11 protein-coding genes are annotated in these 12017 nt (G+C 62.0%); 8 read left to right on the top strand and 3 right to left on the bottom strand.

What is annotated here, in order from left to right; genetic code table 11:
- Positions 1-18: 18 nt before the first annotated feature.
- Positions 19-1443: an aspartate ammonia-lyase gene (aspA, locus tag OZ911_RS28440; RefSeq protein ID WP_024717848.1), complete on the bottom strand. Its 1425-nt coding sequence runs from the start codon at positions 1441-1443 to the stop codon at positions 19-21.
- 182 nt (positions 1444-1625) lie between these two features.
- On the opposite strand from aspA, the gene OZ911_RS28435 reads away from it, so the two are divergent.
- The 5 genes from OZ911_RS28435 (at position 1626) to OZ911_RS28415 (ending at position 5250) form a co-directional block, all read left to right on the top strand.
- A complete protein-coding gene (locus OZ911_RS28435; RefSeq protein WP_161775561.1) occupies positions 1626-2558 on the top strand; it encodes a LysR substrate-binding domain-containing protein in 933 nt (310 codons plus the stop codon).
- 171 nt (positions 2559-2729) lie between these two features.
- On the top strand, positions 2730-3221 hold the full coding sequence (gene purE / locus OZ911_RS28430) for a 5-(carboxyamino)imidazole ribonucleotide mutase (protein WP_016489856.1): 492 nt from the start codon (positions 2730-2732) through the stop codon (positions 3219-3221).
- Between the two features lie 10 nt (positions 3222-3231).
- A complete protein-coding gene (locus OZ911_RS28425; RefSeq protein ID WP_023047762.1) occupies positions 3232-4314 on the top strand; it encodes a 5-(carboxyamino)imidazole ribonucleotide synthase in 1083 nt (360 codons plus the stop codon).
- Between the two features lie 108 nt (positions 4315-4422).
- A complete protein-coding gene (locus OZ911_RS28420; protein WP_010955824.1) occupies positions 4423-4668 on the top strand; it encodes a GlsB/YeaQ/YmgE family stress response membrane protein in 246 nt (81 codons plus the stop codon).
- Between the two features lie 48 nt (positions 4669-4716).
- Entirely contained in the window at positions 4717-5250 is a 534-nt protein-coding gene (locus tag OZ911_RS28415; RefSeq protein WP_161775560.1) for a DUF3299 domain-containing protein, read from the top strand.
- 61 nt (positions 5251-5311) lie between these two features.
- Here the strand turns inward: OZ911_RS28415 and OZ911_RS28410 are convergent, their stop codons facing one another.
- The gene (locus OZ911_RS28410) at positions 5312-6208 is read right to left on the bottom strand and encodes a D-hexose-6-phosphate mutarotase (RefSeq protein WP_023047763.1); all 897 of its coding nucleotides are present in this window, start codon (positions 6206-6208) and stop codon (positions 5312-5314) included.
- 71 nt (positions 6209-6279) lie between these two features.
- Complete coding sequence (locus OZ911_RS28405) at positions 6280-6678, bottom strand: acyl-CoA thioesterase (RefSeq protein ID WP_016489852.1); 399 nt, start codon at positions 6676-6678, stop codon at positions 6280-6282.
- 360 nt (positions 6679-7038) lie between these two features.
- Here OZ911_RS28405 and OZ911_RS28400 point away from each other — a divergent pair, with 360 nt between their 5' ends.
- The 3 genes from OZ911_RS28400 (at position 7039) to OZ911_RS28390 (ending at position 11973) form a co-directional block, all read left to right on the top strand.
- A complete protein-coding gene (locus tag OZ911_RS28400) occupies positions 7039-8328 on the top strand; it encodes an MFS transporter (protein ID WP_070086517.1) in 1290 nt (429 codons plus the stop codon).
- A 218-nt stretch (positions 8329-8546) separates the two neighbouring features.
- Complete coding sequence (locus OZ911_RS28395) at positions 8547-9545, top strand: phosphate ABC transporter substrate-binding protein PstS (RefSeq protein ID WP_016489850.1); 999 nt, start codon at positions 8547-8549, stop codon at positions 9543-9545.
- 139 nt (positions 9546-9684) lie between these two features.
- Complete coding sequence (locus OZ911_RS28390; protein WP_016489849.1) at positions 9685-11973, top strand: ABC transporter permease subunit; 2289 nt, start codon at positions 9685-9687, stop codon at positions 11971-11973.
- Positions 11974-12017 lie beyond the last annotated feature (44 nt).

The raw sequence follows: 12017 nt of genomic DNA, 5'->3' as shown, positions 1-12017 counted from the left end.
CTGTTTGCAGCGGTCGGGTTACGCCTTCAGCGGAACCAGACGTGGAGCGATCATGTTTTCCGGACGCAGGATGTCGTTCAGCATCTCTTCGTCCAGCAGCTTCTCTTCGCGCACCAGTTCCAGCACGCCGCGGCCGGTTTCCAGGGCAACGCGGGCGATACGGGTGGCGTTTTCGTAGCCGATGTAGGGGTTCAGGGCGGTGACCAGGCCGATCGAGTGCTCAACCAGTTCACGGCAGCGCTGTTCGTTGGCAGTGATGCCGACGATGCAGTGCTCGCGCAGCATGTCCATGGCGCGTTGCAGCAGGCGGATCGAGTCGAAGATCTTGTAGGCGATCAGCGGTTCCATCACGTTCAGCTGCAGTTGGCCACCTTCGGCGGCGACGGTCAGGGCCAGGTCGTTGCCCATGATGGCGAAGGCGACTTGGTTGACGGCTTCCGGGATAACCGGGTTGACCTTGCCTGGCATGATCGAGCTGCCTGGCTGACGCGCTGGCAGGTTGATTTCGTTGATGCCGGTGCGAGGGCCGCTGGACAGCAGGCGCAGGTCGTTGCAGATCTTCGACAGCTTGACGGCAGTACGCTTGAGCATGCCGGAGAACAGCACGAAGGCGCCCATGTCGGAGGTGGCTTCGATCAGGTCGGCAGCCGGTACCAGCGGCTGACCGCTGATGATTGCCAGGCGTTGCACCGCGAGCATCTGGTAGCCCGGGTCGGCGTTGATGCCGGTACCGATGGCAGTACCACCCAGGTTGATTTCGGTCAGCAGCTCAGGCGCCAGCGAACGCAGACGGTTGAGGTCTTCGGTCATGGTGGTGGCGAAGGCGCGGAATTCCTGGCCCAGGGTCATCGGCACGGCGTCCTGCAGCTGGGTACGGCCCATCTTCAGTACGTGGTCGAACTCTTTACCTTTGGCTGCGAAGGCCTGGATCAGGCTGTCGAGGCTGGCCAGCAGGGCATCGTGACCCAGCAGCAGGCCCAGACGGATAGCGGTCGGGTAGGCGTCGTTGGTCGACTGCGCCATGTTCACATCGTTGTTCGGGTGCAGGTACTGGTACTCACCCTTCTGGTGACCCATGGCCTCCAGCGCGATGTTGGCGATGACTTCGTTGGCGTTCATGTTGGTAGAAGTACCAGCACCGCCTTGAATCATGTCCACCACGAACTGTTCGTGGTAGTCGCCCTTGATCAGTCGTGCGCAGGCTGCGCTGATCGCAGCGTGCTTGGCATCGCTCAGGTGCCCCAGCTCACGGTTCGCGTCAGCAGCTGCCTGCTTGACCATCGCCAGGCCGACTACCAGTTTCGGGTAGTGCGACAGTGGAACGCCGGAGAGGTGGAAGTTGTTGGCAGCGCGCAGTGTCTGGATGCCGTAGTAGGCATCAGCAGGAACTTCAAGGGTACCCAACAGATCTTTTTCGACGCGGAACGATGCAGCGGAGGACATGATGTATATCATCTCGATGTTGACCCGGCACATGCCGGAATGGCGCCAATCCTAGGCCTTAAGGTGATTTTGCGGCCAATGCTGTTGCACGCTAACCTATGCACAAACGGCATAGTGTTTCATGTGACGCCAATTGACATTCGAGCGTGTTCCATTTTGGTGCACGCCGGGAGATGTGCTTCGTGAACCTTGAAAGCAAATGGCTGGAAGATTTCAGCGCACTCGCCGCTACCCGCAGTTTTTCACAGGCGGCAGAGCGGCGTTTTGTCACCCAACCGGCCTTCAGCCGGCGCATTCGCAGCCTGGAAGCGGCATTGGGCCTGCAACTGGTGAACCGTTCCCGCACGCCCATCGAACTGACTGAAGCCGGCCAGCTGTTTCTGGTCACGGCACGCACGGTTGTCGACCAGTTGAGCGAAATTCTGCGCCATTTGCATCATCTTGAGGGCGGGCAGGGCGAGGTGGTGCAGGTGGCTGCGGCACACTCCCTGGCGTCGGGTTTTTTCCCCCGTTGGGTTGCTCAGTTGCGCAACGACGGTTTGAACATCGCCACTCGCCTGGTTGCGACTAACGTCGGAGATGCCGTGCATGCATTACGCGAAGGTGGCTGCGACCTGATGCTGGCTTTCTATGACCCGGACGCGGCCCTGCAGATGGATGCCGAGATCTTCCCCTCACTGCACATGGGCACCACCGAAATGTTGCCGGTGTGTGCCGTGGATGCCGAGGGCAAGCCGTTGTTCGACCTGGAAGGTGAGGGCAGTGTGCCGTTGCTGGCCTATACCGCTGGCGCATTTCTGGGCCGCTCGGTCAATTTGCTGCTGCGCCAGCGCAACCTGCGCTATACCACCGTCTATGAAACCGCCATGGCCGACAGCCTCAAGAGCATGGCGCTGGAGGGTATGGGTATCGCCTGGGTACCGCGCCTGTCGATGCGTGGCGAGCTGGAGCGCGGCGAACTGGCCGTCTGCGGCGGCAGCCAGTGGCATGTGCCACTGGAAATACGCCTGTACCGCTGCGCCCTGGTGCGCAAGGCCAACGTCAGGCTGTTGTGGCGCAAGCTCGAGGGTGCGGCGGCGGTTGACCCAAAAGTCAGCCAAAGCCCCGAAAAATAAGGCCCGACAGTTGGTCGCCGGGGTGCCTTAAACGCACCACCTTACGGTATACTGCGCGGCCTTTCGACCGGATGCGTCCGGTCCTGATCAGCAAACAAGCCACGCCGGTCGTCCCGCGTGGCTTGTTGTTTTTTGACGCGCCCGCGGGCGCACAAGCGAAGAGGCTCGACGATGAGTGCACTGGTTGGCGTGATCATGGGCTCCAAGTCCGATTGGTCCACCCTTAGCCACACCGCCGATATGCTGGAAAAACTCGGCATTCCTTACGAAGTGAAGGTGGTTTCTGCCCACCGCACCCCGGATCTGCTGTTCCAGTATGCCGAGGAGGCCGAAGGCCGCGGCATCGAGGTGATCATCGCCGGTGCCGGTGGCGCAGCCCACCTGCCAGGCATGTGCGCCGCCAAGACCCACCTGCCAGTGCTGGGTGTGCCGGTGCAGTCGTCGATGCTGTCGGGCGTCGACTCGCTGCTGTCGATCGTGCAGATGCCAGCCGGCGTGCCGGTTGCCACGCTGGCCATCGGCCGCGCCGGTGCGATCAACGCTGCGCTGCTGTCGGCCAGCATCCTGGGCGCCAAGTACCCGCAGTACCACGCGGCACTGAAGCAGTTCCGCACGGAACAGACCGACACTGTGCTGGACAACCCAGACCCGCGCCAGGCTTGAGGCTCAACCCATGAAGATCGGTGTAATCGGTGGCGGCCAGCTGGGCCGCATGCTGGCCCTGGCGGGTACCCCGCTGGGCATGAACTTCGCCTTCCTCGACCCGGCACCGGACGCCTGTGCCGCGCCGTTGGGCGAGCATCTACGTGCCGACTATGGCGACCAGGACCACCTGCGCCAGCTGGCCGACGAAGTCGACCTGGTCACCTTCGAGTTCGAAAGCGTACCGGCCGAGACCGTGGCTTTCCTCTCGCAGTTCGTGCCGGTCTACCCCAGTGCCGAAGCGCTGCGCATCGCCCGTGACCGCTTGTTCGAAAAGAGCATGTTCCGCGACCTGGGTATTCCTACCCCGGCCTTCGCCGACATCCTTTCCCAGGCAGACCTGGACGCCGCAGTGGCCAGCATCGGCCTGCCTGCCGTGCTTAAAACCCGCACCCTGGGCTACGACGGCAAGGGTCAGAAGGTGCTGCGCACGCCAGAAGACGTGGCAGGCACCTTCGTCGAGCTGGGTAGCGTGCCGTGCCTGCTGGAAGGCTTCGTGCCGTTCACTGGCGAAGTGTCGCTGGTGGCCGTGCGTGCCCGTGATGGCGAAACCCGCTTCTACCCGCTGGTGCACAACACCCACGAAAGCGGCATCCTGCGCCTGTCGGTGGCCAGCCAGGCGCACCCGCTGCAGGCATTGGCCGAAGACTACGTTGGTCGTGTGCTGCAGAAGCTGGACTACGTTGGCGTCATGGCCTTCGAGTTCTTCGAAGTTGACGGTGGCCTGAAGGCCAACGAAATCGCCCCGCGCGTGCACAACTCCGGGCACTGGACCATCGAAGGCGCCGAGTGCAGCCAGTTCGAGAACCACCTGCGCGCCGTCGCTGGCCTGCCGCTGGGCTCGACGGCCAAGGTGGGCGAGAGCGCAATGCTCAACTTCATCGGTGAAGTGCCGGCCGTGGACAAGGTCGTCGCCATCGGCGACTGCCACCTGCACCACTACGGCAAGGCCTTCAAGGTCGGCCGCAAGGTGGGCCACGCCACGTTGCGCTGCCCTGACATGGCCACCCTTGAGCGCAAGATTGCCGAAGTAGAGGCTCTGATCAGCAACTGATCGGGCTACAAATCGAACTTCTGCAAGCGGCTTGCCCTCTGAACATGGCAACAAGCCAAAGCCCGTCTAGGCTTTGGCTTGCTCCATATTCACTGCAGAGGGATTGCCATGGGCATCATTGGAACCATTTTTATCGGCCTCATCGTCGGCCTGCTGGCCCGCTTCATCAAGCCGGGCGACGACAGCATGGGCTGGATCATGACCATCCTGCTGGGTATTGCCGGCTCCTTGCTGGCGACCTATGGCGGCCAGGCACTGGGCATCTACCAGGCCGGTCAGGCGGCGGGCTTCTTTGGCGCGCTGGTCGGTGCCGTGGTCCTTCTGGTGATCTACGGATTCATCAAGAAACGCTGAATACTGGTTAGAATGCCCGGCAATTCATTCGAGTTGCCGAGCATTGCCATGCGAGCCTTTTTTCTCGTCCCCCTGTTGTTGGCCAGTACCCTGGCCCATGCCGAACTGCCTGAAACCGACTGGCTGGAGCTTATGCCCAAGTCGGACCAGAAAGCGCTCGAGCAAATGCCCGAAATCGATCACAACTCGCCGGAAGCCATGGGCACCTTTACCGACAAGGGTGGGCTCAAGCAGAGCAAGGGCCTGCCAGCGGTGATGTATTCGACCAAGACCGTGGCTGCCATGAACGGCAAGGACATTCGCCTGGGTGGCTACCCGGTGCCGCTGGAAAGCGATGCCAAGGGCAACAGCACGCTGTTCTTCCTGGTGCCGTACCCGGGCGCGTGCATCCATGTGCCGCCACCGCCGCCGAACCAGCTGGTGCTGGTGCGCTACCCGAAAGGGTTGAAGATCGATGACATCTACACACCGCTGTGGGTCAGCGGCAAGCTGAAGGTGGAAAAGGTCAGCAATGACCTGGCCGATGCGGCCTATGCGCTGGATGCGGGGAAGGTGAGGGTGGTGGAAGACGCAGACCTCTGATACCTGGCCCGGCCTCTTCGCGGGCAAGCCCGCGAAGAGGCCGGCAAAAACATTGCAGGCCTCAGATCATTTCACAACCGATCTGTACACCCAGCGAATGACTCGCCCCAGGCTTCAATTCCACCAGATCATTCCACACATTCGCTGTCTCGATGCACAGCATCCGCTGCCAGCCATCATCAGCCATGTCCGCCAGCTCCTTGGCCCGCTCGGTCCAGGGGTTCCAGATCACCGCCGAGCGCGAGCCACTGCTGGTCAAGGTAATCCGCCGGTTCCAGTGCGGGTCGACAATGCTCAGGGTCTGCGGGGTAGCGAGGTAGATCCGGTCAGTCTCCCCGGCAAACGCCAGTGCGCCCTGCTGCTCCCGCTGTTCCCAGTCGGCAAGGGTTTCGATATAGCCCAGGCCCTCGACGCCTTCGACCCGCGCCTGGCGCACATCGCTGACCGCGAAGTAGCTGTGCAAGGCCTGGCTGATGGTAACGGGGGTATTGCCCATATTGCGGCTGGTCAGGTTCAGCTTTAGCGCCTCATCCAGCTCCACCACCAGCTTCAGCTCGACCTCATGAGGCCAGCCGGGTAGATCGCCCTGCGCTTCAGGCAATTGGAATTCAATGCGCAGGCCGTTGCCCGCTTTCTCGATACCCAGCAGCTGCCAGTCACGCGAGCGCGCCAGCCCGTGAGCAGGCGCCTGCTCGCCGTGGTACATGGCCTGAACGGCCTGGGGGTTGCGCTGCAGGTTGCCGAACCACGGCCAGCACACCGGCACACCGGCGCGTACCGACTTGCCGTGGCGGAAGATGGCCTGGTCGCTCAGCCACAGCAGCGGCGGCTCGCCGACCCGCTGGTAGCTGAGGATCTGTGCGCCCTGCTGGGCGATCAGGAGTTCGGCGCGATCGCTGCTGATACGCCAGCAATTGAGTTCGCCATGTTGCTCGGTTACGACCTGAAAGGTAGCCATTGCGTTCATCTCATTGATAGCCAGTGGGCCTTGGACCCGGGCACATGCAATGAGTTTACCGCCCGCGTGGCTCAGCGACGAGGCACGGAACGGGTGCGGCCACTGCCGTCGATGGCGACGAAGACGAATGCCGCTTCGGTAACCTTGCGCCATTCACTGGACAGCGGGTCGTCGCTCCACACTTCGACCATCATCTGAATCGAGCTGCGGCCGATTTCCAGGGTCTGGGTATAGAACGACAGCTGTGCGCCCACTGCGACGGGTACCAGGAAGGCCATGCGTTCAATGGCCACGGTCGCCACGCGGCCACCGGCGACGCGGCTGGCCATGGCGGTGCCGGCCAAGTCCATCTGGGCAACCAGCCAGCCGCCGAAGATGTCGCCAAACCCGTTGGTTTCGCGCGGGAGTGCGGTGATTTGCAAGGCCAGGTCGCCTTGCGGGATTGGATCTTCTTGTTCGAGCTCAATCATGCGATGGGGCCTCTGACCCGTGACGCTTTTCGTTGGTGTGGCGCGAAGGCCGGGTAAACGATTCAGCTTGAAACATACTACGCCGATTTCGTTTCGCTGGACGGCCGTAGGGAAACTCTGCGAAACCGTCTGACATAAAGACCGGCGTTTTCGCACAACATCCCACGCGGGCAACAACCTTTTCCTACGAATCAGCAGTATATAGGGCATAACTGCCAGCGACGACCGCGCATTCATGAATATCTGTATGGATTTTGTATCGCTTTCGGCGCGGCTCGGCAATTTGCTATCTTCGCCTGTCTCCCAATCCAGAAGCCGCGTGCCAAGCGGCCTGCATGCCCTACAAGAGAACAACGATCGATGACTTCCGTGCCGAGCAGTATCGAGCAGCCTCCGCGGCCGCTGACCCGCAGTGACTACAAAACACTCTCGCTGTCCGCCCTGGGTGGCGCACTGGAGTTCTACGACTTCATCATCTTCGTGTTCTTCGCCACGGTGGTTGGCAAGCTGTTCTTCCCGGCCGACATGCCCGAGTGGCTGCGCCTGATGCAAACGTTCGGCATCTTCGCCGCTGGCTACCTGGCGCGGCCGCTGGGGGGCATCATCATGGCCCACTTTGGTGACCTGCTTGGACGCAAGAAGATGTTTACCCTGAGCATCTTCATGATGGCCCTGCCGACCCTGATCATGGGCCTGCTGCCAACATACGCACAAATCGGCATGTGGGCGCCGATCCTGCTGCTGCTGATGCGGGTGATCCAGGGCGCGGCGATTGGTGGCGAGGTGCCGGGCGCCTGGGTGTTCGTCTCTGAGCACGTACCGGCGCGCAACACCGGCTACGCATGCGGCACTCTGACCGCAGGCCTGACGGCGGGCATTCTGCTGGGCTCGCTGGTGGCGACCTTGATCAATAGCGTGTACAGCGCCGACGAAGTGGCCGATTACGCCTGGCGTATCCCATTCCTGCTCGGTGGTGTGTTCGGCCTGTTCTCGGTGTACCTGCGCCGCTGGCTGCACGAAACCCCGGTGTTTGCCGAAATGCAGCAACGCAAGGCGCTGGCCGAGGAGCTGCCGCTGCGCGCCGTGCTGCGCGACCACCGCGGCCCGATCATCCTGTCGATGCTGCTGACCTGGATGCTGTCGGCCGGTATCGTGGTGGTTATCCTGATGACCCCTGCGCTGCTGCAGAGCTTCTACCACATCAGCCCGATCGACTCGCTCAAGGCCAACAGCATGGCCATCGTGCTGCTCAGCTTTGGCTGCATCGGCGCCGGCAGCCTGGCCGACCGCTTTTGGGCGGGGCGGGTGTTCGTGATCGGCAGCCTGCTGCTGCTGGCCAGTTCCTGGACCTTCTACCATAGCCTGCCAACCCGGCCCGAGCTGCTGTTCCCGCTGTATGCGCTGACCGGCCTGTGCGTGGGTGTGATCGGCGCGGTGCCTTATGTGATGGTCAAGGCATTCCCGGCGGCGGTGCGCTTCAGTGGGCTGTCGTTCTCGTACAACGTGGCCTACGCGATTTTCGGTGGCTTGACGCCAATGGTGGTGACCGCGCTGCTGAAAGTAAGCCCGATGGCGCCTGCCTATTATGTAGCAGGCCTGTGCGCCGTGGGTCTGGCCGTAGGCCTGTACCTGCTCGCCAACAAGCGCTGATCTGTTTCGGGGCTGCTGGCCTCTTCGCGGGCACGCCCGCTCCCACAGGGCTCAGCACAACCCCTGTGGGAGCGGGCGTGCCCGCGAAGAGGCCAGACCTGCTATCAGTGATGGCCTTTCATCCAATTGTCACAATGAAGTCATATCGTGTTCATGCGGCCTGCCGATACTTGGGCCCGTTCCATCCAACACCCCAATATTCCTGCTAGGAGCAAGGCATGAAACTGAAGCGTTTGATGGCGGCCCTTACCTTTGCCGCCGCTGGCGTTGCAACCGCCAACGCGGTAGCCGCTGTCGATCCTGCAATCCCGACCTACACCAAAACCACCGGTGTTTCGGGCAACCTCTCCAGCGTCGGTTCCGATACCCTCGCGAACCTTATGACCCTGTGGGCCGAGGCCTACAAGAAGGAATATCCGAACGTAAACATCCAGATCCAGGCTGCCGGCTCTTCCACCGCGCCACCCGCGCTGACCGAAGGCACCGCCAACCTCGGCCCGATGAGCCGCAAGATGAAGGACGTCGAGCTGCAGGCCTTCGAGCAGAAGTACGGCTACAAGCCTACCGCCATCCCGGTTGCCGTCGACGCCCTGGCCGTGTTCGTGCACAAGGACAACCCGATCAAAGGCCTGACCATGGCCCAGGTCGACGCCATCTTCTCCTCCACCCGCCTGTGCGGTGGCAAGGCTGATATCAAGACCTGGGGCGACGTTGGTGTGACCGGTGACCTGGCCAACAAGCCAATCCAGCTGTTCGGCCGCAACTCGGTATCGGGCACCTACGGTTACTTCAAGGAAGAAGCCCTGTGCAAAGGCGACTTCAAGCCTAACGTGAACGAACAGCCTGGCTCGGCGTCGGTCGTGCAGTCGATCAGCTCCTCGCTGAACGGCATCGGCTACTCGGGTATCGGCTACAAGACCGCCAGCGTCAAGACCGTAGCCCTGGCCAAGAAAGAAGGCGGCGAGTTCGTTGAAGACAACGAAGCCAATGCCCTGAACGGCACCTACCCGCTGTCGCGCTTCCTGTACGTGTACGTCAACAAGGCCCCGAACAAGCCTTTGGCGCCGCTGGAAGCCGAGTTCGTCAAGCTGGTACTGTCGCAAGCTGGCCAGCAGGTCGTGGTGAAAGATGGCTACATCCCGCTGCCGGCCAAAGTCGTCGACAAGACCCTGGCTGACCTGGGCCTGTCCCACGCCGGTAACGTCGCAAAGAAGTAAGTAACTGAAGAGGGGGCCGGTGCTGATGCCCGGCCTCTTCCACGAATTTCCAGTCCGAAGCCAGGTTCACTGTGCGGCGGGCTTTCGCGCGTCACCACTTTGTAATGTTTTTGTCACACGGGACCGCTAGGGTGTGCGCATGAATGATCTGGCCAATTCCAACATGACCCAAAACTCCCAGCCCGTGCGCATTGATTTCAATACGCCCGAGTTGCAACGCAAGCGCCGCATGCGTGCGCTCAAGGACCGCCTGACCCGCTGGTACGTCCTGGTGGGCGGGCTTGCCGTGTTGGCGGCAATCACCCTGATCTTCTTCTACCTGGCCTATGTGGTGTTGCCACTGTTCCAGGGCGCCGAGCTGACCCGTAAGCAAGCCTTGGCGCCGGCCTGGCTACAGCAGGATGCCGGCAAGCCGCTGATGATTGCGCTTGAAGAACAGAACCTTGTGGGGATGCGGGTTTCGGACAAGGGCCAGGCATTGTTCTTCGATACCAAAACGGGTAACGAGCTCAAGCGGGTCGACCTGCCCGTGCCGTCAGACGCCCAGGTCACGTCGATCAGTAGCGACCAGCCGGGCAGCCCGCTGGTGGTGCTGGGCTTGTCCAATGGTCAGGCGCTGGTGTTCCACCACACCTACAAGATCACCTACCCGGACAACAAGAAAACCATCACCCCCGGCATCGACTACCCGTACGGCGAGCAGCCGTTCGTGCTCGACGAACAGGGCCGTGCGCTGGAACACGTCAACGTCAACGTCAATGGCGACACCCTGGTACTGGCCGGGTCTACCGGCGCGCACCTGCAGGTGGTGCAGCTGACGCGCACCGAAAACATGATGACCGAAGAGGTCACCACCGAGCAGAACCGTATCGTGCTGCCGCAGATGACCGAAGCGGTGAAGAACATCTTCATCGACCCGCGTCAGCAGTGGCTCTACGTGATCAACGGCCGCGCCACCGCCGACGTGTTCAGCCTGCGTGACAAGAGCCTCAACGGCCGCTACAAACTGGCCGAAAGCGCTGACACTGAAATTACCGCCAGCGCCCAGTTGGTCGGCGGCATTTCGCTGATCATTGGTGATTCCAAAGGTGGCCTGGCCCAATGGTTCATGGCCCGTGACCCAGACGGCGAGTCGCGCTTCAAGCAGATCCGTACCTTCCAGATGGGCAAGGCCCCGGTGGTGCAGATCGACGCCGAAGAGCGCCGCAAAGGCTTCATCGCCCTGGACGCCGACGGCAAGCTGGGCGTGTTCCACAGCACGGCGCACCGCACCCTGCTGGTGGAGCCTGCTGCCGAAGGCCCGGGCACCTTGGCCCTGTCGCCGCGCGCCAACCGTATCATCATCGAAGAGGGCGGCAAGCTGCTGCCGCTGAGCCTGCGCAACCCGCACCCTGAAGTTTCCTTCAGCGCGCTGTGGGGCAAGGTGTGGTACGAGAACTACGACGAGCCGAAATACGTCTGGCAATCGACTGCTTCCAATACCGACTTCGAGCCCAAGCTGAGCCTCTCGCCGCTGACCTTCGGTACGCTGAAGGCCGCGTTCTACGCGATGATCCTGGCCGCCCCGCTGGCCATTGCCGCCGCCATCTACACCGCCTACTTCATGGCCCCGGGCATGCGCCGCAAGGTCAAACCGGTGATCGAGCTGATGGAAGCCATGCCGACGGTAATCCTCGGCTTCTTCGCCGGCCTGTTCCTGGCGCCGTACCTCGAAGGCCACCTGCCTGGCGTGTTCAGCCTGTTCCTGCTGATGCCGTTCGGCATCCTGCTGGCCGGCTTCACCTGGAGCCGCCTGCCAGAGTCGATCCGCCTGCGTGTGCCGGATGGTTGGGAAGCTGCGATCCTGATACCGGTCATCCTGTTCACCGGCTGGTTCGCCCTGACCATGAGCCCGCACCTGGAAAACTGGTTCTTCGGCGGTGACATGCGCCTGTGGATCACCAACGACCTGGGCATCACCTACGACCAGCGCAACGCCCTGGTAGTGGGTATCGCCATGGGCTTTGCGGTCATCCCGAACATCTACTCCATTGCCGAGGATGCCGTATTCAGCGTGCCGCGCAGCCTGACCCTGGGCTCTTTGGCCCTGGGTGCGACGCCTTGGCAGACCCTGACCCGCGTGGTCATCCTCACCGCCAGCCCGGGTATCTTCTCGGCGCTGATGATCGGCATGGGCCGTGCGGTGGGTGAAACCATGATCGTGCTGATGGCCACCGGCAACACCCCGGTGATGGAGATGAACCTGTTCGAGGGCATGCGCACCCTGGCCGCCAACGTGGCCGTGGAAATGCCGGAATCGGAAGTCGGTGGCAGCCACTATCGCGTGCTGTTCCTGGCCGCCCTGGTGCTGCTGATGTTCACGTTCGTCATGAACACCTTGGCCGAGCTGATTCGCCAGCGTCTGCGCAAGAAATACTCGTCGCTTTGATAGAAAGGTAGCGATCCGTGAAAAAGGATTCCCTCAAAGGCTGG

Origin of the sequence: Pseudomonas fortuita (genome assembly GCF_026898135.2) — a bacterium.
In the GTDB taxonomy this organism is placed as follows: Bacteria; Pseudomonadota; Gammaproteobacteria; order Pseudomonadales; family Pseudomonadaceae; genus Aquipseudomonas; species Aquipseudomonas fortuita.
Note: the sequence above shows the minus strand (reverse complement) of the source record. Positions and strands in the feature narration are given on the sequence as shown.